The organism is Nemorincola caseinilytica (assembly GCF_039540515.1).
In the GTDB taxonomy this organism is placed as follows: domain Bacteria; phylum Bacteroidota; class Bacteroidia; order Chitinophagales; family Chitinophagaceae; genus Nemorincola; species Nemorincola caseinilytica.
This window is the reverse complement of the sequence record NZ_BAABFA010000010.1, coordinates 266,419-288,979: the sequence shown is the minus strand read 5'-3', so window position 1 is coordinate 288,979 and position 22,561 is coordinate 266,419. Positions and strand designations below refer to the sequence as shown.

At 51.2% G+C, this 22,561-nt stretch carries 27 protein-coding genes; 5 read left to right on the top strand and 22 right to left on the bottom strand.

Features of this window, described 5'->3' with window-relative positions; all coding sequences use genetic code 11:
• Positions 1–253 precede the first annotated feature (253 nt).
• On the top strand, positions 254–1,693 hold the full coding sequence (locus ABD843_RS08710; RefSeq protein WP_345081597.1) for a nucleoside recognition domain-containing protein: 1,440 nt from the start codon (positions 254–256) through the stop codon (positions 1,691–1,693).
• 84 nt (positions 1,694–1,777) lie between these two features.
• Here ABD843_RS08710 and ABD843_RS08705 read toward each other — a convergent pair whose 3' ends face one another.
• From ABD843_RS08705 to ABD843_RS08600, 22 genes are all read right to left on the bottom strand, one after another.
• Positions 1,778–2,287: a hypothetical protein gene (locus ABD843_RS08705; protein WP_345081594.1), complete on the bottom strand. Its 510-nt coding sequence runs from the start codon at positions 2,285–2,287 to the stop codon at positions 1,778–1,780.
• A 108-nt stretch (positions 2,288–2,395) separates the two neighbouring features.
• Complete coding sequence (locus ABD843_RS08700) at positions 2,396–3,211, bottom strand: hypothetical protein (protein WP_345081591.1); 816 nt, start codon at positions 3,209–3,211, stop codon at positions 2,396–2,398.
• 72 nt (positions 3,212–3,283) lie between these two features.
• Entirely contained in the window at positions 3,284–3,784 is a 501-nt protein-coding gene (locus ABD843_RS08695) for a hypothetical protein (RefSeq protein ID WP_345081588.1), read from the bottom strand.
• A 6-nt stretch (positions 3,785–3,790) separates the two neighbouring features.
• Complete coding sequence (locus tag ABD843_RS08690) at positions 3,791–4,618, bottom strand: hypothetical protein (protein ID WP_345081585.1); 828 nt, start codon at positions 4,616–4,618, stop codon at positions 3,791–3,793.
• Between the two features lie 20 nt (positions 4,619–4,638).
• Complete coding sequence (locus ABD843_RS08685; protein ID WP_345081582.1) at positions 4,639–5,604, bottom strand: hypothetical protein; 966 nt, start codon at positions 5,602–5,604, stop codon at positions 4,639–4,641.
• A 61-nt stretch (positions 5,605–5,665) separates the two neighbouring features.
• Positions 5,666–6,706 (bottom strand): hypothetical protein, encoded by a 1,041-nt coding sequence (locus tag ABD843_RS08680; protein WP_345081579.1) that lies wholly within the window; start codon positions 6,704–6,706, stop codon positions 5,666–5,668.
• Positions 6,707–6,791: 85 nt separating this feature from the next.
• Positions 6,792–7,109, bottom strand: coding sequence for a hypothetical protein (locus tag ABD843_RS08675; protein ID WP_345081576.1), 318 nt, complete (start codon positions 7,107–7,109; stop codon positions 6,792–6,794).
• Complete coding sequence (locus tag ABD843_RS08670; protein WP_345081573.1) at positions 7,109–7,654, bottom strand: hypothetical protein; 546 nt, start codon at positions 7,652–7,654, stop codon at positions 7,109–7,111. The genes ABD843_RS08675 and ABD843_RS08670 overlap by 1 nt, the downstream gene beginning before the upstream one ends.
• Positions 7,647–8,672 carry a hypothetical protein gene (locus ABD843_RS08665; protein ID WP_345081570.1) on the bottom strand — a complete coding sequence of 342 codons (1,026 nt, stop codon included), beginning with the start codon at positions 8,670–8,672 and terminating at the stop codon, positions 7,647–7,649. Before ABD843_RS08665 ends, ABD843_RS08670 begins: the two co-directional genes overlap by 8 nt.
• A 64-nt stretch (positions 8,673–8,736) precedes the next feature.
• Positions 8,737–9,327, bottom strand: coding sequence for a DUF6046 domain-containing protein (locus tag ABD843_RS08660; protein WP_345081568.1), 591 nt, complete (start codon positions 9,325–9,327; stop codon positions 8,737–8,739).
• A gap of 68 nt (positions 9,328–9,395) precedes the next feature.
• Entirely contained in the window at positions 9,396–11,108 is a 1,713-nt protein-coding gene (locus tag ABD843_RS08655) for a tape measure protein (protein ID WP_345081565.1), read from the bottom strand.
• Positions 11,109–11,117: 9 nt separating this feature from the next.
• Positions 11,118–11,270 carry a hypothetical protein gene (locus ABD843_RS08650; RefSeq protein ID WP_345081562.1) on the bottom strand — a complete coding sequence of 51 codons (153 nt, stop codon included), beginning with the start codon at positions 11,268–11,270 and terminating at the stop codon, positions 11,118–11,120.
• Between the two features lie 41 nt (positions 11,271–11,311).
• Positions 11,312–11,626: a hypothetical protein gene (locus ABD843_RS08645; RefSeq protein WP_345081559.1), complete on the bottom strand. Its 315-nt coding sequence runs from the start codon at positions 11,624–11,626 to the stop codon at positions 11,312–11,314.
• A gap of 241 nt (positions 11,627–11,867) precedes the next feature.
• Positions 11,868–12,299, bottom strand: coding sequence for a hypothetical protein (locus ABD843_RS08640; protein WP_345081556.1), 432 nt, complete (start codon positions 12,297–12,299; stop codon positions 11,868–11,870).
• 174 nt (positions 12,300–12,473) lie between these two features.
• Positions 12,474–13,661 carry a DUF2586 family protein gene (locus ABD843_RS08635; RefSeq protein ID WP_345081553.1) on the bottom strand — a complete coding sequence of 396 codons (1,188 nt, stop codon included), beginning with the start codon at positions 13,659–13,661 and terminating at the stop codon, positions 12,474–12,476.
• Positions 13,662–13,732: 71 nt separating this feature from the next.
• A complete protein-coding gene (locus ABD843_RS08630) occupies positions 13,733–14,281 on the bottom strand; it encodes a hypothetical protein (protein ID WP_345081550.1) in 549 nt (182 codons plus the stop codon).
• 89 nt (positions 14,282–14,370) lie between these two features.
• Positions 14,371–14,907 carry a CHAP domain-containing protein gene (locus ABD843_RS08625; protein ID WP_345081547.1) on the bottom strand — a complete coding sequence of 179 codons (537 nt, stop codon included), beginning with the start codon at positions 14,905–14,907 and terminating at the stop codon, positions 14,371–14,373.
• The gene (locus tag ABD843_RS08620; protein WP_345081544.1) at positions 14,901–15,500 is read right to left on the bottom strand and encodes a hypothetical protein; all 600 of its coding nucleotides are present in this window, start codon (positions 15,498–15,500) and stop codon (positions 14,901–14,903) included. Before ABD843_RS08620 ends, ABD843_RS08625 begins: the two co-directional genes overlap by 7 nt.
• A 90-nt stretch (positions 15,501–15,590) precedes the next feature.
• Positions 15,591–15,824: a hypothetical protein gene (locus ABD843_RS08615; RefSeq protein WP_345081541.1), complete on the bottom strand. Its 234-nt coding sequence runs from the start codon at positions 15,822–15,824 to the stop codon at positions 15,591–15,593.
• Positions 15,790–16,041 carry a hypothetical protein gene (locus ABD843_RS08610; protein ID WP_345081538.1) on the bottom strand — a complete coding sequence of 84 codons (252 nt, stop codon included), beginning with the start codon at positions 16,039–16,041 and terminating at the stop codon, positions 15,790–15,792. Before ABD843_RS08610 ends, ABD843_RS08615 begins: the two co-directional genes overlap by 35 nt.
• 158 nt (positions 16,042–16,199) lie before the next feature.
• Positions 16,200–17,108 carry a hypothetical protein gene (locus ABD843_RS08605; protein ID WP_345081535.1) on the bottom strand — a complete coding sequence of 303 codons (909 nt, stop codon included), beginning with the start codon at positions 17,106–17,108 and terminating at the stop codon, positions 16,200–16,202.
• Between the two features lie 213 nt (positions 17,109–17,321).
• Entirely contained in the window at positions 17,322–18,287 is a 966-nt protein-coding gene (locus tag ABD843_RS08600; RefSeq protein WP_345081532.1) for a phage protease, read from the bottom strand.
• Positions 18,288–18,432: 145 nt separating this feature from the next.
• On the opposite strand from ABD843_RS08600, the gene ABD843_RS08595 reads away from it, so the two are divergent.
• The 4 genes from ABD843_RS08595 to ABD843_RS08580 all read left to right on the top strand — a co-directional run bounded on the left by ABD843_RS08595 (position 18,433) and on the right by ABD843_RS08580 (position 22,376).
• Positions 18,433–18,876 carry a hypothetical protein gene (locus ABD843_RS08595; protein WP_345081529.1) on the top strand — a complete coding sequence of 148 codons (444 nt, stop codon included), beginning with the start codon at positions 18,433–18,435 and terminating at the stop codon, positions 18,874–18,876.
• 66 nt (positions 18,877–18,942) lie between these two features.
• On the top strand, positions 18,943–20,478 hold the full coding sequence (locus tag ABD843_RS08590; protein ID WP_345081526.1) for a hypothetical protein: 1,536 nt from the start codon (positions 18,943–18,945) through the stop codon (positions 20,476–20,478).
• Positions 20,479–20,535: 57 nt separating this feature from the next.
• Positions 20,536–20,967: a hypothetical protein gene (locus ABD843_RS08585; protein WP_345081523.1), complete on the top strand. Its 432-nt coding sequence runs from the start codon at positions 20,536–20,538 to the stop codon at positions 20,965–20,967.
• A gap of 146 nt (positions 20,968–21,113) precedes the next feature.
• A complete protein-coding gene (locus ABD843_RS08580) occupies positions 21,114–22,376 on the top strand; it encodes a phage portal protein family protein (protein ID WP_345081520.1) in 1,263 nt (420 codons plus the stop codon).
• Positions 22,377–22,561 lie beyond the last annotated feature (185 nt).

Sequence of the window (22,561 nt, the reverse complement as noted above, 5' to 3'; positions counted from 1 at the left end):
AGTCAAAAGTTAAAAAGTGGCAGGCAGTAAAATGAGTAATATATAAGAGACAAATATCGAGGGCGAACGCAACTATCATCTTCATTGCATTTTTTATGAGACCGTGCCGCTCTGGGAGGATAGTTGTAGCCCTAACGAGGACAATATCGGTCTTGTCTATATTGTGCGAAGAGCGGAAATACATGGCAGGCAGTATATTCATAACAGCCATGCTATCTTTTCAATTACCTTAGTACAGAAAATAGCCGCGCCAATGGTACTTAGCAGATTCTGGCTCATCATTATTATCCTGTCTACGGTATATATACTGGGTATGCTGGCCACCGGCAATGTGTACAGTATAGACCATGTAGTGAATGGCAAAAAGGACGATGCACTGGTGATAGGGGAAGTATATACCGCCCGGCTGCCGGTGCATATACAGGACAGCCTGAACCGTGCGCCCGACCATAAGTACATAGCCCACGGCCCCACCACCTGGCAGGATACTATCTATACGCTGGATAAAGGTGTAGTACGCATAACGGCAGGTAGGCAGGCCGCCGATGGCATACTGCCTACCTGCCGCAATTCTATCTTCGATCTGCTGCTGCCGCTCATTGCGTATCTCTCTTTCTTCTGTGGTATACTGCAACTGCTCATAGACTCCGGCGCATCAGAGAAGCTGGCGCGGTTATTGAGCCCGGTATTTGTGAAGGTCTTTCCCGATGTACCGGCCAAGCACCCCGCCATATCTTATATGACGCTGAACTTTGCCGCCAACTTCCTGGGACTGGACTCTGCCGCCACACCCTTCGGCCTAAAGGCCATGGAAAGCCTGCAGGAGATAAACCCCGACAAAGAGCGCGCCAGCAATGCACAGATCATGTTCCTGTGCCTGCATGCTGCGGGGCTTACCCTTATACCTACATCCATCATAGGGTACCGCGCTGCGCAGAATGCGCAGAACCCTGCCGATGTGATGCTGCCCTGCATCATCACCTCTTTCATAGGTACGCTGGCAGCACTGGTGATAGTGGGTATAAGGCAGCGCATCAATTTTCGCAGCGGTGCACTGCTGCTGGCCATAGGCAGTATAATGGGCGTGCTGGCTGGGTTGATGTTCTATATTACCCGGCTGGACATAATAGAGAAGAACCACTTCACGGCCAATATATCGAACGTGATACTGCTGAGCATCATACTGGCCGTAGTGGCATATGCCTTTACCCGCGAGCGTGCCTTTGCCGACCAAGGCAAGAACATATTCTCCTCCTTTGTAGATGGCGCCGCAGGTGGCCTCAAGACGGGTGTTTCCATATTTCCCTATATACTGGGTATGCTGGCGGCCATATCGCTGTTTCGCAACAGTGGTGTGTTCGAGATAATATCGGGCGCTATTGCGCGGTTCTTCCTTATGTTCGGGGTAGATAAGGGTATCACCGATGCGCTGCCTGTAGCCATACTTCGGCCCTTCAGCTCCAGCGGCTCGCGCGGCTTTATGATAGACGCCATGCAGACCTATGGTGTAGATTCTATGGCCGGGCGGCTGGCCAGTGTGTTCCAATGCTCGGCCGAGACAACCTTTTATGTGATAGCCGTGTACTTTGGCAGTGTGAAGGTAAAGAACACCCGTTATACACTATCGTCTATGCTGCTGGTAGACCTCATATGCGTTATTGCCGCCATAGTGGTGTGCAGCATGTTCTTCTGACAGTTCGCTTAGGTCATATAAAGCAGCAAGGGATGTCCATATGGACATCCCTTGCTGCTTTTATGCTGTTAATGTATGATGCTACTAGTAATACTGCACCTCTATGTCGTGTTCGAAGTAGGGTGTAGTGGAGTAGGGATTGCCGGGTACGCGTACCGTAGAATCGGCAAGGGGTGTGCCCCCGGGGCCCGACCTGACAGTATAACTGGTACCATTGGTGCAGTAGTGCGTTTTCGAGGTAGCACTCTCATGCGATATCTTGGAGAAGTAGTATACCCTATTGGATGGCAGCAGGGTCACCTCCCAGTTATAATCGTAGGTCTTCTGGCCCTTGTATGGAAACTCCATGCTCTTATCCGATATACCCTCTTTGGCCAGCTTTATGGGCAGGAATATCTCGGAAAGCTCGGAGAAACCGCCGGTCTTATTGAACATGCGTACCATAGCTACCGAGTCCGGCACCTTCATTGATGAAAGCGAGCTGATAAAATATACCTTCTTTATGGTCTGCGTTTCGCAGTGTATCGTTTTTTTGCAGGAGAACAGGCCCGCCGTGAGCCCCAGCATCACCACAATGCTTGCAGCGCTTTTCATATTTGCGTTAACTTGGTTTGAAACAAAGGTACAATATAAGACCAATTTCGGTGATATGCAAATAGAAAGGGGAAGGGCGGGCCCGTAAACCGGCAATGGGCCGGCTCATCAGCCCAGGTTCAGGCGTGCGTTAAAGGTGACGCTGTAGCCGGCAGGGAAGGCACCGTCATCGTTTATGAATTCTACCTGTACCTCACCAGCAGTAGTGAGCCGGCAGGTAAAGTGACGCAGATAGTCCATACTATTGCGGGGGTAGTTGCCGCCTGATGCGGGATCTATGAAGTGGCCCACGAAATAGGCATCTTCCTCGGGTCTGTATCCTTCAGGCAGGGTCCAGAAGGTGAGGAAACCTATAGCAGGTAACTCTGTGGCCGGCGATATGTTGCTGATAGATACATTACCCTTCAGCGCTACTACGTTAGAGAAGAGGTCTTTACGGTAAAGCACGGTACCCTCCAGCGGGCTGCTCATCATGTAGCCTCCGGCCCAACCGATACGTCCCCAAGGGTTGAAAAGCATAATGGGAAAACGGGTGTCATCCATGCCTGCAGGTTCTTCGGCGACAAGTGTAGCTATGGTACGCAGCAGCACAGGACGTTCTACACCATCATTGTATGTAAGGTCCTCGGCCGGGTGAGATATGACGATAGCCACCTCATCGTCCTCTCCGGGCGTCACACTCCCCCCTTCGAACCGCACCAGGTTGCCATTATATACGAAGTAACCTGCAGATACTGCCGTGGTGCCGGGTGAGGGGGTAGTGAGCTCCATGCCACTGAGGCGCAAGGGACCGACGATGTCGCCACCGGCCGCTATAATAGCAAGCAGCGCTTCGGTGTAGGCCGTCTGAAGGTCGGCCAGCCTGTTCTGCGTAAGGGGAAAGCCTCCCGGCTGTCCGAAGTCTATTCGTTTGTGTAAGTTCATGTCTTATGTATATGTTTTGTAAGTGATAAAAGTGGTCTTGAGGGTAGGCACAGCAATAGTTTCGTTCATTCATCAGAATGGTGAGAAGCTATAGGTATTCTTGCCCACCAGCCTATACTGGTCTATAAGGGCGCGCCAGCGTATCTCATCGAACGAGGCAGATATGCTCGTAGGGTAACGGACAACGAACTGCTCGGCCTCGGTAGCTGTCTCGGCCACGGTAAGCAAGTATATGGGCGCCTCGTAATCATCGTGCGGCAATTCGCTGACAAGCGATATGGGTACATCCCTGTCTTCGTCGGGGATATATATGAATAGAGGGTCCAGAAAGGGGCCGTCCTCAATAGAAATGTGGCGGCCGGGATCGTATGCATCGTTCAGCAGGGCTTCCAAACTACATACCTGGCCTGTATGCGAAAGGCGGTAGTGGTTGCCAGACCGGTTGTTGAGGAACAGCGTATAGAGTGTGTTCAGCGGTGTCAGCAGGCATCTGATCCACGCGCTCATGCGCGGCTTGCGCCAGCGTACCGGCAGCAGTTGTGTGCCCAGAGAAAAAAGGTCGATATTGAACATAGGTCATTAGAATGGTTCGTGAGGTATGTAAGTAAGTGTAGTGGTATCTAAACGTATATAGCCGGCATCGGGCAGGTATTCTACTTCTACCTCTGTATAATCGAACTCGGCATATTTTGTCTCTACAAGGGTCAGATGGCCAATGCGCACCCCCTCTACTGCCTCTATGGCATTGCGCAGGCGGTTCACCACCATCAGGCCATTGCCAAAGTCTATGCCTTTCAGGTATGCGCGTATGCCATCTGTCACCGGTGTGGCCGATGTTCCATCTAGCCGTGAGCCATCGGCAGCCAGTACCAGCGGATCGTAATAGATGGTGGCAGTAAGCCGCAACAGGTCGGCCGTGGCGCTATTTATGATAAGGCGTACCCCGGCATCCTTTACCCGGTGCATATACGGCTCAAAGTTGTCCATTTCGGCTCCACTCAGTGGCGCCAGGTCTTCTTCTCCGCCCGGCTCGGCGGGTTCTCCGATCTTAGCGACCTTTAACCGCACAGTGTTGGTACGTTCTATGGCTGCTGCATATTTCACTATGCGGTCTTCTTCTCTTATGATCGAGTAAGTGTCGCTACCATCGGGCAGGTCATTTTCATATTGAAATGCTTTCGCTTTTTCTCTGTACCATGCCAGGCTATGCGGTTTTTGCCGGGCTATTATATCATTCACCTCGGCCTTGTGTGTGTCAAATAGTTTTTCCACTGCCCATATAGCAACAGCTATTACATAGGTCCACAAGCGCCATACGGCCACTCGGCTCTCGCTATTAAGGGTTGGCAACTGTGTTTCCCTGGTGCTAATTATCTCGTCCTGTATCTGAGTTATTGTTCTTGCCATAAATTTTTGTTTTTATTGTTTTAGGAGTTGGTCACTTCCAGTACCAGGCTATTGAAAGAATAAGGCCCGGGGTCTACCCCCTCGAAAGGACGTGTATAAGTAGTGGCGAGTATGATGTGATATATACCGGCGGTCAGGTGAAGTTCCACTGTATCGCCTGTGGCCAAGGCCCCGGTAGATACTTCTTCTCCACTACTGGTCTGGTAGATTATTTTATGATATAGCACATTGAAAACAGGATTATCTGGCGGGTGTAAAATAGTAATGGGCTGTATGTAGGATTCTCCTATTTGTGTGCCGATATGTAATTGGAGTTGGCCTATAATTGTGTAAAGTGTCGCTGTAGGAGAATAGTATACCACTACTGGTGCACATACGGCAGAGTTGCCTTCAACATCTTCGAATCGAGCTACTGCATTTTCCCAAAAACTAGATGGGTCTGAATACCAAAAGTGAACTCCTGCTCCTACAGATTCTGTAGTGGGTGGGAACTCTAATATTTTTTCGAACATCTGACCTGCAGAGAGTAGCAACTCGGCCTCAGCTCCCGCCAATCCAGATGGGGGTATATCCCATTGTTCAATCGAGGTAAGGATGAGCTTTGGCGGAACTACCCAATCTTCTAATAAGGGATATCGATTGTAAAATGCAACATGACTTACCCATCGGAGTCCGAACTCTCCTAAATGATATCCATTCAAGTTTATGCTCATTTCGTATGGCCGCAATACTATAGACGCAATAAGTGGCCCAGGAATTTCGACGTTCACATCGGCAGTTCCTATCGTAATGTCTCGACTGCGCAGGTATGCCAAAGATATTGCATTACCTTCGATACTAGCTGGCACTTGGTATGTGGTTCCGGCTACAGGTATAGTGCTAAGGGATATGCCATTGGCTGTGCAAAAAGTCATGGCCGCTTCCAGGCTACCATATTCGTTCAGTACTACATCCAGTATACTTTGATTAGGTTGTACGGTCACCATGTTATTGAAAAAAGGTCTTTGTAAGTTTTGTATCGGTCGATAGTATGCTGTAAATAAAGTCCTAGACGGGTACTACCTCTACCGCTATACTGTATTGAGCAGATCGCCATGACACATCAAGAATGCCCGATGGTCTGAAGCCTGTATCTATTATTATCTCGTATACTTCATTTGGCTCCAGCGCTAATTCCCATGTCCCGAACAGAAATGTATAGGTCATTTCGCTTTGCTTGCGATAGCGTAATACCGTAAGTGGAAATTGTATATCCAATATACCAGGCGGTAGCTCTATAGGTGGTATATATATGACTCCACCTCTCATCACACCTGCCTCTTCATCCCATATCCATGTGCTGGGGTCTACGTCTATCTTTCCCATAATAACATAAGAATTGAATGGCGCAAGCATATCGAAGCCAACATAATGCACCAGTATCATAGGGGCACACACTGTATTATTGCCATGTACATCTATGAGGCGTGCCACATGACCTGTACTGCCCATATATGCATCAGGTGCAGAGTAAATGATATAGCTCTCTTCTGCTGGGCCTGCCGGGTCGTGTATGGGATATATCAGGTTTTTGTCTTCCATGAAGCCTATTATATATTCCGGCATTGGTAACGTTATTCCTCCGGGATCAGGTACCGAGAATAAACTGTAACGTTGTGCACGCACATAGTATGCCGTAAGCTCTGGCCAGTTTTCCTGCAGATCATACAGGTTGTAGAAATTCTCAGTTCCTACCATATTTACACGCATGATAGGTGTACCTTCTATGTGCGGATAATATACATCTACGGTCGTTTGCATGTCAGGTACCAGAACCTTGCGCAACATCATCGTAGGTGGGGCCGGAGGTGGTATTGTTATTCCTGCGGTACCTATCTGTATACCACGAGAGCGCATGTATAGTAGTGTGTCGGCATCGGTCATAGCCTCTGGTACTGCCGGGGCATTCAGCATGCTACCCGCAGCGGGCACCATGCTGAGAGTAAGACCATTGGCGGCACACAGTTCCATAGCAGCCTCAAGACTGCCATATTCGCTCACTGCTATATCCAGTATGTTCTGGTTGGGTTGTACTGTTACTTGTGACATTGGGTCGATATTTTGTGTGGCTACTGGACGAGCATATTGGCTTATACTCCTGTGATGTTCTGCTTTCTCTCTGGTCTTTTACCTTCTACTTGTACTCTGCATTACTTACTATATCTCCGGCCTCCCGAATCACTTTTTGTACGGTCATACCATCTAGTGCATATTGGGCGGCTATCTCGCGCATCAGTGCCCCGGTATCTTCCTCGTCATCTATATAATTGATCACACCTACACATACAGTGGGATTCTCTTTGAAATCGCCCTTGTTGTTGAGCAGCAGTTGTCGCTGGTGTTCGCGTGTGCTCTCTATCACTGCCAGGTCGCCATCATCAGCCGGTCCTGTTATCAGCATATCGTCATCTGCCTCGTTATCAAGGGCTATATCCATCATTCGTTTTGCCATTATCCGTGAGTTATTTTAGGGTTATCGATATCGCTTGCTTCCGTAAGAGGCATTATGGTGCCATTATCAAGCACAACCGGTGCAGTGGTAGCTCCGCCAGGTGCAGGATGTGTATGGGTATTATAGTTGCTAAGATGCGTGTTAAAAGCTTCTTCTATCGCATTCAACTTACTCACCAGGGCATCTACTTTCACCAGTCCGCCAAAGCCATTGCCGTTCAGTGCTATCTTATCTACAGCGGTGATGTAGAGCTTCTCTATCTTGTCACACTTCACCATGCACCAGCGGCCCGGTTCATCGGCCTCGGCCAGCCACACCTTGCTATTGATTGCCGGTATGGCATGTATGCCATCAACGCTGCCGGTAGTGATGTCCAGCAATATGCCTTCGGTCATTTCGGCATCATCCATATTTAGCAGCACAGCACAGGTTCCATCACCCTCCTGCACGCTTTTTACCACGCCGCTCACAAGCGCTACGGTGTCCTGTGTATGTGCTATGCGACGTATCTCTTCGCCTATACGGCGTTTTATCTGGTTAGCCATTGGCACCTCCCATTTTTGCTCCTAACTCTATATGGCGCCGTGCGCCATTCACGCCAAAGGTCACCACGGTGCTCTCTATCATATACTTGCCATCGCGCGCGGGGTAGCTACCATCCTTTACCATGGCTGTATAGCCCGGTAGGGCAAAGGGCTGCAAAAAAGATGTGAACGAACCTTCATATCCCGTATAGTTCATTTTCTTTGCTTTTTCGTTCACGAAAGATGTGATCATCTTCTCTTGCTTTATACCATGGAACGATGCTTTCTCCTTTCGCTTTGCTTTGTCGTCATCGCTGGTCACGCGCACGGTATCACCATTTACAAGCGTGCCGTTGAAATATATCTGCACAGGCTCGTTGGGTACACGCTCCCGCAGGTCGTTCTCCTTCAGGCAGTTCCATCCCAGGCGATACTTGACCGTAGGTAAAGAGAACACGTCCGTACCGGCCAGGAAAGGTGTATACAAAAGGCCGCACCACAGTTTCCGGGGTTCTATGAAAAAAATGTTCAGTGCGCCATCGCTGCTTTTTTTTATTTCGTCCAGTATCTGCAGGCCCGTATGGTCAGTGAGCGTCTTGCCATACAGCGTAAGGTCTACTTTGCATTCTACCGCCACGTCAGTGCCTTTGCATGCTAATTCCAGCAGTTCTTTTACGGTCATGCCTTTGCTCAGTTTGGCGGTCACTTTTTGTTCTCGCAGTTGCCGGCAATAGCCTTCGCACTCTATCTCGGTAGGCATACCTGCATTCCGGCGTACCACAAAACCTTCGAACTCTGTACGCAGGTCTTTGTCATAACCCAGCTTTATAGATACGCGCGCACCATCCTTGAAAAGGTCGCCGATCGGTTTCTTTGCGGGCACGGCGCGCTTGCCCTTCATTATATGCGCTATATGCGGCACGTTTATGAATGCCTTATGCTCGTAGCCATGTATGCCACGCTCTATGCGCACCTCGTGCACCCCGCGAAACTGCAGGTCGTCTATAGTGATCTCGCTATTTAAAGTATAAAGGGCCACGGTGAATGTCTGGTGTTTTAGTGTTGCTGTTTCAGGATGTGGTATCGTTTATCTGTTATATGAACTACGATATGTCATCAAGATTGAACTGCTCGTTGCTGAGCAGGACAAGCTCGTATTCTCTTACGTTCTTCACCCCTTTTGTATCTGTCAGTTTCCATTCGCTCACCACCACATTGTTCTTTCCTTTCGTAGTGGTGAGTAATACGTCGGTTATCACGTTGTTTATGTCCACAGCTGCCTGTATGCGGTATAGTTCGTTCAGCATGTCCAGGTCGCTTTCGGGATATTCACCGTCCAGGCCTATCATGTACCCCTTTACCGTTATCTTGTAGGCATCGGTATATACCAGCTCCATTACCTGCCCGGTGCGCTCGGTAAGAGGTGTCTGTACCAAATGCTTCTTTGCCTCTAAGGTGACCTGGGGAAAAGGAAGGTGATAGCTTTTGCCTTCATACTTTATCTCTACAGGCAGGTAGTAGGGCTCTGCATATACGATAGGGCTGCTCTTGTAATAAGGGGAACCTGTCTTGCCGGTACGTTTTACCAGGGTTTTCGGATCCTCAAGATCTAACAGACCCAGGTTCATCTTCGGTTCTTTTATCTTCTCGTAACCTGCCGCCGCCAGTATGGCGCTAATATTTATCTCTGCCATTATTGAGTATGAGTTATGAAGTATGAATTATGTAGTACTGAAATGAAACAATAGCCTTTTCTTATTCATTACCATGTAGGTACACCTGCCAGTATGCGGCCCATCATTTCTTCCAGCTTTGGCTCTATGGTCTCTACCAGATCTTTGCCATCGGCCACATGGTTCTCCATACGGCCTACCACATTGCCTATAGATATGTGCAGGGCACGCTCTCCGCCATTGGTCACCGCATCGGTCCTACCTTCCACAGCGCGTGCCAGCTTATCGCCTGCAGGTGTATTTCCTGCCAACATGGTAGCCGGGGTCAGTAGCTGTTGTATATCACTCATCTGACCTAACACATCTATACCTTTCTTTCCCAGTATATCCTTTACCGACCTCTCGAAGACAGGCCATTTTTTTGTGGTGTTAGCACCCCATATAGCTGTTCGGGCAGCTGGGTTTGCGTTCAGATCCAGCCATTTGCTCACCAGCTGCACACGCCGCTGCTCTGCTAGTCCCTCATCCATTGCGGTCTTGCGCTCCTGGTCCATGCCTGCCCGGCGCATCAGGTTGTCCGCAGCGGCTTCCATAGCAGTTGGTGTAGCTACGCCAAATGTGTTCGTGAAATCCACATTCATACGGCGCAACTTTATCCTGTCTGCGCCTCCCAGGTATTTCAATGCCCTGTCATCGAAAAGACCTACATCGCCCTGTCCCCGCTCATATTTCGCCTGGCTTCTCAGCTTGTTGGCCAGCTCTATAGCTGCCATCTGGTCTTGTGTGTACCTGGCCTTCGAGTCCTGATAGTCTGCCTGCCGTATGCGATCTTTATACCCCTCGTTCACTCCACCCTGCATGGCCAGCAACTCTTTGTTGGTCACCGTCCTGCTATTTATACCCCCATAGGTCTGTGGGTATTTCGAGCGCAGCATATCTAGCATCGCAGCACGAGTACCATCGCCCTCATTTCTACCCACTATACTGCTCACCATTGTTTGTGCCTCGGTCATTTCTGACCGCAGTATATCCGGTGTGGTTTTGTGAATGCCCATTCCCTGCAGCATGTCTTCGACCACATCAGCGCCTACCTGCAGGTAGGGTGTTATCGAGTTACCTATATCAGTGAGGAAGTTCTCCCGTCTCACTTTCAGCTGCTGCAGTGCACCGCCACCTGTACCGGCCATCTGTTCTAGTACCCCATGAAACTTACCGCCGCTTTCGGTAGCTATGTCAAAGGCCCTGGCTACCTGCATAGCGCTGATGCGCCCCTGGTCCATTAGTTGCTTTAGCTGCCCTACGGTCATCTTTTGTTTGTAGCCAAAATCCTCCCATCGCTCAGACATTATTTGCAGCGGGTCAAAGCCCATCTGGCTCATTTCCACCCGGTCCTCGGCCATCAGTTTGCCTATAGCGCGTACATGTCCGTAGTCTTTGGCCAGGGTCTTCATACGATCAGCATCTCCTTTCGCTATGTCGCCTATCTGATGCAGGTCTTTTACCAACTCATCGGCGCCTATGCCATACTGCAGCAGGGTCTTGGCCGGATCATACACATCGCTACCCATACCGCTGCTGGCCGATAGTTGCCGCAACTGCTCGGCTACTCGCAACCCTACCGTAGGGCTACCCGTCAGCGACTGAAAACTGCGCACGCGCATCTCCTGCTCCAGCGCCGCCTGTACCGACATCTTGCCCAGCTCGTAGCCCCATTCGGCTACTTTCTTCGCTACCTCTACGGCCGCACCGGCGCCTTTTGCTACTGCACCACCACTTGCGGCGGCTCCTGCTCCTGCACTCATAGTGTTGTTTTATCTGTTGTTGTTGCCATACGGCCACTTTGTGAATTGGGCCGCTGCCCGTTCGCGCTCATACCGTATATGTGCCAGTTTCTGTACCATCTGTTCTTCGTCCAGCAATGTGGTATCGCAGCCGGGCGCATACATTTCTATTACCGTTTCCATGTATCCAAGGGGGTCTGTACCCGGTCCGCCTACGGCCCCCTCTATAAGTTTACCAGGCGTGCTTTCTTGCCTTCTATCACCAGCTTCAGCTGGTCTACAAGACCATAGAACAGTTCATCTACTGCCAGTACGTCGTTACTGCCGCCTATCCAGGTCAGGTTGGCCAGTTCTTCAAAAAGGTCCAGTGCCGACTCTTTGCTGGCCTTGCTCATGGCGCAGTTCATTTCCTTACGATTCGGCTTTTTGAAGTAGGCCACATGGCCATCTATCTCTATGCTATAAATACCTATCGGGTGTTCGGCTTTCCAGGCGGCTACCTGCTCTGGCGCGGCCTGGCCTTTTAGTGGTGTTTCCATTTTTTATTTGTATTTGATGAGTGAAGAAGATCTTGTGTAGAAAAAATAATGCCGGATAGTTGCGATACCCATAACCATGTATATGGCCCGGTAAAGGCTGCCTCGTTAACAACAGTTATAGATAGGGTTCTTGCCCCAAGGAAGCCACCAGCCGCGCTATCCCACCAGCAACCATCTGTTTGCGGCTGGCTCCACAACCTATCCGGCATATGTGCCTCTATTCATATGAGGTCAGTAAGTGTTACTCGCTGCCAATGGACATGAAAATGATAGGCAGCGATATTTCCATTTGTGTGGCGCCCTGTTCCCATCCTTTTTCCCAGTCCTTCACCTGTACACCTACCAGCACATCTGTCTGCAGTACGCGTGTAGCATGCGGTTTGTAGGTTATCACTATATCGAAAACGAGATCCAGTATATCCTTGCCCTTTAGTGCCACCGCAGCGCGGTTCATGGCGTCAAGGGCGCCTTTCAGCACTTTTATCTCTCCCTCGTATGTTCGGTTGCCGCTCTGTATGCCTATGGGCATATCACCTGCGCCATGCAGTAGTTCTTTGCTTTTGCTGGCCTTATAGCTTATGGCGCGTATCTTGGTCAGTGGCGCATTGCCCACCATCACATCCATGTCCGCCCATTCGCATTCTTTGCTATTGAAAAACGAGATCAGTCCCATCGGGTATCTATGATTTTTTTGAGGTTTATTTATTTAGTATCTATCTCTTTGCTGGCGGTAGGTCCTGGTCGCTGGTCATAAGTATCGTTGCATCTCATTCCTTTTCATCGGTACACATAGTATATTTTCACGCATCCGCTACTCATCACCAGCGACTCACGGCCTCCCACTCAGTTAGTTGTTCGCCGGATTGATGAAGCCCAGCGATATGGTGATGTTGCTGCTATAGCCCACAGGTATTATGCTCAGCGATACCTCCAGCCTGCTGGTGGCCAGTATGTTCTGTTCAGGATCTATGAAGCAGGTCACGCTGCTTATCTCATTGTTCACCGTCATGGTGTTGTTTATCACATTCTCCATCTGCTGGCTCAGGCCCTTGCAGTAGCCGCTGTTCAGTGTACCATCGGTGTTTATGAGCACCTCATCATCCACCTCCTGTACGAATGTGGCATATGCCAGCACGTGGGCCTTGTCTATGATGCGCCCGCGCGACAGGAATTGGTAGTCGTCGCTAGGTGCGGTACACATAGTATCGCTACTGAAGAAGAAGCCCGTTACATTTGGGTAACGCCTGAAGGTAATGTAGCCCCTGCCGGCTATCACACCCTCATCGCTGCCTACGGCACCCACTGCATACTGCCCCACATAGGCCGATACCGTAGGCAACCTGCCGTTCTGCACACGACTCAGCTTACGCTGTACAGGCAGGCTGGCCGCAAGGCCCAGCGCCATACCCAGGCAGGCTGCGCCACCTATACCACCTGTGGGTGCGGGTCTGGTATCACCTATCAGTATGGCAACACGGTTCATGCTGTCAGCGGTCTGGTCGGCCAGGTCGGCGGGCACACCACTATACGAGGTTCCTCCTATGATAGCCCTGAATGGCTTGTGCCCAACGAACCATTCGTTGGCCAGGAAACCCATATTCACCAGCGCCTGCGGAATGTCCGAGTTCAGTGCATCTTCCTGGGTAGGGGTGTCTACTGCAGTATCGTCCGTCATTATGCCCAGCAGTTTTATCTTGCCATCTGCATACTGCAGCAGTTTTTGTGCGCCGTTCGGCTCGGTTATGTCGGCTATGTCGGCCACGGTCATCGTATCCGGCACCAGCATCAGGTACAGCTGCGCACCATCGCCCGCCAGGGCATAGAAGTCTTTTATCTGCCTCATGGCAAATGCATTATCATCTTCGGTAATGCCCGCTGCGGTTAGAGACGAGAGACCTGTCACCAGTTTGGGTGTGCCCAGCACATAGCCGCCGGCATCTACACCTCCTGTCAGCACAAGGCCTGCTATACCATCTGCGGTCTGCAGTGTTCCTCCCAGTCCGCCATTCGCTAAATTTATACTTACACCACTCATTTATTGGGTTCTTTTAAATGCTTATTGAATATTGTTTTTCAAAAGATCGTTTCCGGTACTACCGGTATCGTTCATCCATTCGTTTCGTCTTCCTGGGTATCTTCGGTCTTTGTATCGGTCTCTGCCTGCTTTGCTTTTGCTGCCTCTATATCTGTCGTTAGCGTGCTTATTTTTTCTGCTGCGGCTGTTATCCTGTTGGCTATGCCGGTCTTTCTGTTTGCAGTGGCGGTAATGGGCAGTGCGGCCTGTTCTTCTTTCAGCTTTTTGTGTTTTGCCTCGGTCTCCACCAGTGCCTTCAGCATCTTGTTCAGTTTGGCTGCTGCCTCTTTTGCCAGGTCTGCGGCTATTTCCTGCGCTGTCAGCTCACGGTGTGTAGCAGGTACATCAGCCTTATCCCCGGCCTTTGGCAAGGTCTTTTCTGCCGGGCTTCCTACAGTAGTGCGCAGCAATACTGCCACATCTTTGATGCCTCCGGCTCGGCCCAGGTTGGTCGCCTGTCCATTGGCATCGCTCTCCCTTACGAATATCTGCCCATCGGCAGTTATGTACAGCTTGTCCCGAGCTTCGTTCCGCTCAAAGATCTTCCTGGCCCTCGCCAGCAGTGTTTCTGATATTTTCATGTGTTTTTTTGGTTAAAGAGGTCAAATGGTCAAAAAAGTAAAAGGTCAAATGGGTCATGTTCTAGTTGCATTCGGTATGCCGGCACTCGCTAAGAGAAGCCGGGAGTAGTGTACCTTATCGCGCCCAGCAGTTCGGGCATCAGTACATTGCGTGTACGCATGGCTACTTCATAGCCCTCCCGGCTCCCCTCATCGTTGGTATTGCCTTCCACTGTCAGCAGCTTGTTGCCGCGCACGTTCACTATCAATCCTGTATGGCCTGCTCCCTTTGTGCCCACTTTCATTATGAACTGGTCACCTGGCAACAGTATCTCAGGTCTTGCCTGTATAGCCTTTGCGCTGATGCGCATATTGTCGGGCGTGCGCCGCCAGCATTCCAGTACACCCCCTGTATTGGGTACCGGTTCGGGTGTGCTTAGCTGTAGTGCGGCTTCTTCGTAGCACCAGTTCACAAATGCCTGGCACCACGCATATCCTGGTGGCAGCCCTACAGCGGCCAGGTATTTGTCTATCATGGGTCCGCTGTTCTCACGACCCGGCGTTTCCCGCTGGCCCACCTGGGCCAGTGCTATCTGCAGTGCCAGCTGCGATATGGAAGGTCTTCCCTGCTGATCTGGTGTTACCATATATGATAGGTCTTTTTAAAGATGATAGGTAGTACATACTTCTGCGCCAGCATACCGCATACAAAGGCTATCAGCAACGCCAGCCCATATCGTATCATACCCGCAAAACCCGCATTGGTTCTTCGTACTACCTCCGTCAGGCTATCGGTATTCGATGTATGGTGTGTCGCCATGTTCGCAGCCACTAAGCTGTCGTAGCGTTGTGTCATATAGGCGCTATCTATGCGGTAGCGTTTTATGGCCAGGGCTAGCGTATTGCATTCTATATGCACACGGCCGTTGCTGCTCACTCGTACTATAGCGCGTGCGCCACCGCTATCGGCCATGTACAGGCGGCCCTGTTTATGCCCTTCAGCATCAGTAGTGGGCAGCAGGTCGGTGGTGGTCAGGGTCAGAGACGCGCTGCCACTCACCGGCCTTACCTCTTCACTCATCATACCTGTGCTGCCCCTTGCTTCGACCTGCCTCGTAGCGCTTACGGTCGCTACCCTATCGGTCCTGCTATTAGTGCTTTCCCTTTGTCTATACTGCTGCTTTAGCGGCCTGCAGGCCACCATGCACATCAGTATGGTCATAGGTATCAGAAGTTTCATTTTGTATAGGGTTTAGGTGTCTTATTTGAACCTTGTGTCACTTTTATTATCTGGTACTACGGCATCATGCCCATCCTTTCATCCCTTGCATCAGGGTTCTCCTTTTTTGTCCTTATCCTTGCTCCCCTTCGATGACCCATATCGGAACGACAGCAGCATACCCAGGTTCGTCATCAGTCCGCCTATCACCAGGTTGGCGTTGTCCATACTTTTGTCGTGTGCCTGGCTGTAGGCGCCGAAGCCTATAAGGGCCAGTAGCATAATGAGCACTAGTGGGCCCCACCATACATCATTGCCCGTCAGTATCTCCTTTATTGTTCTCATGGCGTAGGTTCTTTATCCTGATGCGTTTTTCCTTTATCGTCAGTACGCCCGCCCATATCGATACCAGGCCTGCCACACAACCTATCAGCCATGCTATATTGCCTGCCGTCACATAGGCGTACAGAAAACTGCACACACTACCCAGAAAGCTGCCAATGCTCAGGTACAGGCTATTATGTTCGTTCATATTCACATCCATATCAGATACACAGGCCATAGCCCATCAGCATTTTTGCTTTATTATTTTTTCTTTTTCTTTTTAGCCTCCCCTATGCCGCCATCATCGTGATGGAGCGGCATAGGATCAGGCTTGCGGGTCTGCCGACAAGTGGTCGGTCGCAGGAGGGAATGTAACAGGAGCTATTCAAGACCCGCTTATGCATCCTGTACTATCACAAGTGTGCCCTTTTGGTCATTGCGGCGTTTGCGGCCGCCCATGCGCACGGCTATGCTATATACATCGCCATAGTATGTAGGGTCTTTCAGACGTTCGAAGAAGTCTACAGTGCCCAGTGCGCGCTCTACGCAGTGCTCCTGCCAGCACAGCACGGCATCGTTGTCGGTATCGGCTACCGCTGCGCCATAGGCGCTGGCCACTGGTGTAGCATCGTCGCTGTACACCAGTACCGAGCTGCGCAGCATTATGTTGAAACCGAAAAGCCTCCCCAGCACACCGTTCTTCACATCATACGCAGTACCGAAGTCCGGATACTCTGCCACCGTTATATCGTTCGTCAGTTGTTCGAACATATCTGCGCTCATCAGCGCATAGCGGCCCTCCATGGGTATGTTCTGCTTGTTCATGGTCAGCTGTGCCGTCTTCAGGTCTTTGGCCAGGAAGCGTTTGCGTGTACCTATTGTACCATCCAGGTGAGCATCTATATCTGTTCCGCTGGTGCGTATGATGCGTGCAGCCATCGATGGCGCCCATTCCCTCAGCAGGCCCTCTGCTATGCGTTCTCTCAGCGCAGCCTGGCTTTCGCCCAGTACACTTTCACGCTTGCTGTAGCTCAGCTCGTAGCTTTCTGCATTGGGTATCAGTATGGGGTCGGTGGTGTACTCGCTCAGGGTGTAGGTGATGTCCACATCGGTACGCTGTGTCACCGTTGCAGGCAGCGATAACCTGTCCTTTTCTACACCCGGCACAGCGCCGGCCTGTGGTATATGCACCATATGCCCGTTCAGTACATGGTGGCTCGCATCTGTCGACGCCAGCAGGAACTCATTGTTCTTGAAGAGGTTTCCCTCTATATGGCTCTGCCATATCTCTCTCTGTATTGCCATAGTTTACTATTGGTTTGAACTTTTCTTTTGAACCGTTACGAAATAATGATCTGTTATTACCCTTTCAAAAGAGCATACCATACCCTGCAGGAATTAGCTGTCAGACATTCATCTTTGAAAAAATGATATTTGCTATCGGTGTGCTCCTTTGAGATCCGGGATCTGAAACTTGGAATTTGGGATCTGGAATTTAGATTTTAGGGTACTCCCCTTTTAGGGGGTCGGAGGGTTGAACTTCTTCTCAAAAAGCTCCCTGTACCTCGCAGGGTCGCTGTTGCGAAGGCCCTGCAATTTGCGGCCGCTCGGGTCGTTGCGGTCATAGTCGTCCCACTCCCAGCTAGCCTGGTTTTCGCTGTTATTGGTGGCCAGCCTGTCGGCCACCGGCACATATGCCGGCATAGCGGCCAGCAATGTCCTCAGTTGCTCGGGCCTGCCTGCATAGTCTGCCGCCAGTGTGGTGCGCAGTGCAGCTGTTATCCTGCGCGCGGCCAGCGCATCGGCCAGCAATGCGGTCACTTCTTTTTCGGCATGTTGGCATCGCAGGTCGGCCAGGTCTTTTTCGGCCTGTGTGGCCCTGGCGGCCAGCGCTACTATCGCTGTGCCTGCCTTTTCTGTGTCGGCCAGTGTCAGGCCCAATGCGCTCAGCGCATCTTCGCTCAGTTCTGTCAGCTTCATATCATTGGTATTTGGTAATGCGTTCACTGCGGCCTGTGTTCCCATATCGGCCAGGTTCAGTATGTTGTTGTCGCGGTCATACAGCGTGGTCAGTGCATTGCTGTTGCCGGGTATGTCCACAAGGCTGCACTCTTTATTGTACCATTTAGTGATGGTGGGGCCTGTCTGTCCGGGCAGCATCAGCTCCGGGTCCATACTGTACTCCAGCACCACTATATGTCCCATGCTGGCCGCATTCAGAAAACCATCCTGCACCTCGTCCAGTGTTTGCTGGCCGCGCTCGTGGCTCATGTTTATAATGGGGTGGCCTGTTACCGTGTCATCTTCTATAGAAAGGTCGGCCCAGCTCACCAGCACACCGCCGTCACGGTCGTGCATATAATATCCTATCGGATTGCGCTGGAACTCTTCCAGCATGTAGCCGCTCGTCAGCAGGCGAAAGCCGTAGCAGTTCAGGCTGCTATCGCTTAGTGTATACTTCTTATCTACCCTTTGTGCGCTCATTTCGATGTAAAATTGCATCGCTGCAGAGCCCAAAAAAAATCATCGCTCCATCATGCGCACTACATCTGCACATCATGTGCAGTTATCCCACACACCATGTGAGCACATATTTTCGACCGCACGCTATTATATGACCTTTGTGTCCATGGCAGGCCGAAATACATACACAACACAGCAAGAAGACCACGCACGCGTGCTCTACTTTTACGACAAGAACCTTACCTCAAAAGCAATTGCCGAGCGTGTAGGTGCGAGTGAGCGCGCAGTGGTAGGATGGATAAAAAAGGGCAAATGGGAAAGCCTGCGCCTGAGCATGATACTGAGCCGCGCCGACCAGTTAGCACGTCTTTACAACATACTGCGGGCCATCACCGACAAGATAGAAGAGCAGAACGGTATAGGCGATACAAAGCTGGCCGATATGATGATAAAATACACGGCCGCCATTCGCAATCTCGAGACCGATACCAGCATCGCCGAGATCGTAGAAGTGATGATAAAGTTCATGGATTTTATACAGCATCACCACCCGCAGCATCACCGCCTCATTACCGATATCTCCGATGAGTTCGTACGGTCGAATCTCTAAGCTGAATTCAAGATAGCCGACACCTTAAAATTTCCAGCCCTCTTTCCAGCCCATCATACATGCCCTATGGATAAAGCCACTACCACTACACTGAAAGCAAAGCTGCAGCGCATATGGCAGGCACATGTGGCCAATGCCCGTGCTGCTACACCGGTAGATGTTACCGAAAACGAGGTAACCAAAAGAGAACGCATAGCACGGCTGGAGGCCGCGCACGAAGAGTGGTTCGCCTACTATTTTCCCAAATACGCCTTTGCACAGCCGGCGCCCTTCCATATAGATGCCAGCCGTCGCATCATAGACCATCCCGAATGGTACGAGATCCGCATGTGGAGCCGCGAGCTGGCCAAAAGTACACGCACCATGATGGAGGTCCTCTACCTCACCCTTGTGGGTCATCCCGCACAGGGTGCGCGTCACCGCAAAAAGTATGTGATGCTTATCAGCAATAGCCTGGCAAATGCCACACGCTTGCTGATGCCCTACCGTGCCAATCTGCAATTCAACCAGCGCATCATCAATGATTATGGCATACAGGAGCGCCCGGGCTTCTGGCAGGCCGAGGAGTTCATTACCCGCAGTGGTGTGGCCTTTCGTGCGCTGGGCGCGGGCCAGTCGCCTCGTGGTGCGCGTCACGAAGAGGCCCGGCCAGACATACTTCTCTTCGACGACATAGACACCGACATCGACTGCCGAAACCCCACTACCATGGCCGGCAAATGGCGGTGGATAGAAGAAGCCGCTATCGGTACACGTTCTATATCGCAGCCCACCACCATACTCTTCTGCGGCAATCGCATAGCACGCGATTGCTGTGTAGAGCGCGCTTCCCGTTTTGCCGACCATACCGACCTCGTGAACATACGCGACGCCAATGGCCTTTCGTCATGGCCGCAGAAGAACACCGAGGCACATATAGACCGTGTACTGAAACAAAAAAGCTATGCAGCACAGCAAAAAGAATACTACAACGACCCCGTTACCGAGGGGGCCGTGTTCTCGGCCATGTACTACAAGCCCATTCGGCCCTTGCAGGAGTACAGCATGCTCGTATGCTACACCGACCCATCTTACAAGAGCACGGCCGACTACAAAGCCACCGTGCTTATAGGGCGCTGGCAAAACGAGTATCATGTACTTCGCGCATACGTCGAGCAGACCACCACCGCTCGTCTCATAGAGTGGCATCACCACATCATGCAGTATGTAGGCGGTCATGCATGCTACTACTATATAGAAGAGGTATTTCTGCAAGACACCATAAAAAAAGAGATAGCCGATGCCGGCAAACGCCTGGGCCGTCCCATACCCATAGTGGGCGACACCCGGGCCAAGCCCGATAAATATACCCGCATAGAAAGCCTACTGCAGCCACTGGTGAAAAATGGCGAGCTATTTCTGAACGAGGACGAACGCCACAACCCCGGCATGATGATGTTGGAACAGCAGTTCCTCGCCTTTTCCCCTGGCAGCCATGCCCATGACGATGGCCCCGATGCAGTAGAAGGCGCCATCTGGATACTCATCAACAAACAAGTGGCCCGCACCACCGATGCCCTGCACCTGGTAAAGAAAGACAGGAACACCAGCAGCGACTTCTAAAGATCCCAAATCCAAATTCCAAACCCCCAAATTCCTAATTCCTAATTCAGAAAACTCATGTTACTATCCGTAAGAGACCTTTATTACCGCATCTTCGAAGAGAATATCACAGAGATCACCCGCGAAGATGAGAACATAGCCCTTGCCGCTATCGTAGCCGCCGAAAGCGAGGCCAGAATGTACCTATCCCGTTACGATACCACGGCCTTGTTCGGCCCCGAAGGTGGAGAACCATCCTTTCGCGATCCCTTGCTCATGTCCATTTGCCTCGATATAGCCATATGGAAACTGGTACAGGTCGGCCGGCCGGCCATCAACTATCAAATGGCCCGTGATGCTTATGACATCGCAGTGCGCCAGCTGCGCGACATACAGCAGCTCCGTGCCGACCCCGCCGGATGGCCCTACCGCGATACCACAGGCCAGACCGCGCCACAGGGTAGCACTGTATCTGCCGCTTACAACGCCAAACGCGAGAACGACTTCTGACATGCCGCACAGCACACAGATCCCACCACCTCCCCTTGCGGGAGGCCGGGAGGGGCTCACATTGCCATCATTTAGTTACTCGAACGGTATTACAGGCAGCATATCACACAACACCCTCTTTTACATCAAGGTTCAAACAGCTCAACATGATAACAGAAACAAAAGGTAAACGATACACCAAAGACAGCCTTGTGATGAATGATATCCGCATCACACAGGTAAGCCGAAACAAGAAGAGCATAGCCGAATGGCGCTATGCACACCGCGCTGCAGAAAGCGCCACCAATCCCGATCGCACACGTCTCTACGACATCTACGACGATATCCTGCTCGATGGTCATCTGTCAGGTATCATAGATAAGCGCATCAGCGCCGTGCTCAACAAGCGCCTGCATTATCTCGATGCCGGTGGCGAACGCATAGATGGTATGGATGCCATCATTTCGTCCGCTCCCTTCCGGCATGTATTGCGCCTCATCATAGAGGCAAAGCTGTGGGGTCTTTCAGGCATAGAGTTCCTGCCTGGCAGCCGCTTGCAGGTGGCCGCTATACCTCGCAAGCACATCAAACCCGAACGCGGTATCATATCTTACCAGCAGAACGATGCCGGTGAAGGGTTCAGTTATCACAACGAGCCCTCGCTCTTCATTGTAGACAATGGAGATCTGGGTCTGCTGCTGCGTTGTGCCCCCTATGTCATCTACAAGCGCGATGCCATGGCCGACTGGGCCAACTACATAGAGTGTTTTGGCCAGCCCGTTCGTGTCATCAAGTACGATGCTTATGATGAGCAGACACGCATAGAGCTGAAGCAGGTACTCGAAGAGTCGGGCAGCTCGCTGGCACTGATGATACCCAAGCAGGCCGACTTCGAGATGAAGGATGGTAAATGGTCCAATGGCGATGGCAGGCTGCAGGCCGGTTTCAAAAAGGCGCTCGACGATGAGCTATCTGTACTGGTACTGGGCAATACCGAGACCACCAGCAACAGTGGTACAGGTTCGCAGGCAAAAAGTATGGTACACCTGTCGCAGCAGCAAGAGCTCACCCGCGCCGATATAGTGTATGCTACCAACATACTGAACGATGAGCGCATGCACACCATACTCCGCAGCTACGACCTGCCTGTGACCGAAGGTGGTCGCTTCACATTCGGGCAAGAGCTCGATACCGAGCACCTGCGCGAGCGTATAGCTATAGATAAGGAAGTGGCTGCCATAGTACCCGTCAGTAACGATTACTTCTACGATACCTATGGCATACCACGGCCCTCCCAGCCCGATGCACCTACCCGTCCGCTTACACACGCCCACATCCCCGCATCACCTCTTACGACTGCACATAACATCGCGCCAGCTCAAGAGCTCTCTGTGCTCCAGCGCATCCTCAAGCGTATAGGATTAAAATAGAAAGACGGGCCGGTGTGCATGTGCACCGACCGGCCCGTCTTTCCTGTTCATAATTACCGAACCGGGATCGCGACTATCTACTAACGACCGACCACCATCACCGATCACCAACAACTCATTACTCGCGACTAACGACTATCTACTAACGACCAACTACTACACAAATGGAATCTCCATTCTCATTA

Excerpts from the sequence above, each read along its gene's own strand:
- ABD843_RS08625 (WP_345081547.1), bottom strand. The coding sequence starts at position 14,907 with ATGGTAACACCAGATCAGCAGGGAAGACCTTCCATATCGCAGCTGGCA.
- ABD843_RS08595 (WP_345081529.1), top strand. The coding sequence starts at position 18,433 with ATGGCAGGCCGAAATACATACACAACACAGCAAGAAGACCACGCACGC.
- ABD843_RS08710 (WP_345081597.1), top strand. The coding sequence starts at position 254 with ATGGTACTTAGCAGATTCTGGCTCATCATTATTATCCTGTCTACGGTA.
- ABD843_RS08630 (WP_345081550.1), bottom strand. The coding sequence starts at position 14,281 with ATGAAAATATCAGAAACACTGCTGGCGAGGGCCAGGAAGATCTTTGAG.
- ABD843_RS08680 (WP_345081579.1), bottom strand. The coding sequence starts at position 6,706 with ATGTCACAAGTAACAGTACAACCCAACCAGAACATACTGGATATAGCA.
- ABD843_RS08670 (WP_345081573.1), bottom strand. The coding sequence starts at position 7,654 with ATGGCTAACCAGATAAAACGCCGTATAGGCGAAGAGATACGTCGCATA.
- ABD843_RS08645 (WP_345081559.1), bottom strand. The coding sequence starts at position 11,626 with ATGGAAACACCACTAAAAGGCCAGGCCGCGCCAGAGCAGGTAGCCGCC.
- ABD843_RS08640 (WP_345081556.1), bottom strand. The coding sequence starts at position 12,299 with ATGGGACTGATCTCGTTTTTCAATAGCAAAGAATGCGAATGGGCGGAC.
- ABD843_RS08650 (WP_345081562.1), bottom strand. The coding sequence starts at position 11,270 with ATGGAAACGGTAATAGAAATGTATGCGCCCGGCTGCGATACCACATTG.
- ABD843_RS08690 (WP_345081585.1), bottom strand. The coding sequence starts at position 4,618 with ATGGCAAGAACAATAACTCAGATACAGGACGAGATAATTAGCACCAGG.
- ABD843_RS08585 (WP_345081523.1), top strand. The coding sequence starts at position 20,536 with ATGTTACTATCCGTAAGAGACCTTTATTACCGCATCTTCGAAGAGAAT.
- ABD843_RS08660 (WP_345081568.1), bottom strand. The coding sequence starts at position 9,327 with ATGGCAGAGATAAATATTAGCGCCATACTGGCGGCGGCAGGTTACGAG.
- ABD843_RS08700 (WP_345081591.1), bottom strand. The coding sequence starts at position 3,211 with ATGAACTTACACAAACGAATAGACTTCGGACAGCCGGGAGGCTTTCCC.
- ABD843_RS08705 (WP_345081594.1), bottom strand. The coding sequence starts at position 2,287 with ATGAAAAGCGCTGCAAGCATTGTGGTGATGCTGGGGCTCACGGCGGGC.
- ABD843_RS08610 (WP_345081538.1), bottom strand. The coding sequence starts at position 16,041 with ATGGCCTGTGTATCTGATATGGATGTGAATATGAACGAACATAATAGC.
- ABD843_RS08615 (WP_345081541.1), bottom strand. The coding sequence starts at position 15,824 with ATGAGAACAATAAAGGAGATACTGACGGGCAATGATGTATGGTGGGGC.
- ABD843_RS08620 (WP_345081544.1), bottom strand. The coding sequence starts at position 15,500 with ATGAAACTTCTGATACCTATGACCATACTGATGTGCATGGTGGCCTGC.
- ABD843_RS08695 (WP_345081588.1), bottom strand. The coding sequence starts at position 3,784 with ATGTTCAATATCGACCTTTTTTCTCTGGGCACACAACTGCTGCCGGTA.
- ABD843_RS08580 (WP_345081520.1), top strand. The coding sequence starts at position 21,114 with ATGATAACAGAAACAAAAGGTAAACGATACACCAAAGACAGCCTTGTG.
- ABD843_RS08655 (WP_345081565.1), bottom strand. The coding sequence starts at position 11,108 with ATGAGTGCAGGAGCAGGAGCCGCCGCAAGTGGTGGTGCAGTAGCAAAA.
- ABD843_RS08605 (WP_345081535.1), bottom strand. The coding sequence starts at position 17,108 with ATGGCAATACAGAGAGAGATATGGCAGAGCCATATAGAGGGAAACCTC.
- ABD843_RS08635 (WP_345081553.1), bottom strand. The coding sequence starts at position 13,661 with ATGAGTGGTGTAAGTATAAATTTAGCGAATGGCGGACTGGGAGGAACA.
- ABD843_RS08590 (WP_345081526.1), top strand. The coding sequence starts at position 18,943 with ATGGATAAAGCCACTACCACTACACTGAAAGCAAAGCTGCAGCGCATA.
- ABD843_RS08600 (WP_345081532.1), bottom strand. The coding sequence starts at position 18,287 with ATGAGCGCACAAAGGGTAGATAAGAAGTATACACTAAGCGATAGCAGC.
- ABD843_RS08685 (WP_345081582.1), bottom strand. The coding sequence starts at position 5,604 with ATGGTGACCGTACAACCTAATCAAAGTATACTGGATGTAGTACTGAAC.
- ABD843_RS08675 (WP_345081576.1), bottom strand. The coding sequence starts at position 7,109 with ATGGCAAAACGAATGATGGATATAGCCCTTGATAACGAGGCAGATGAC.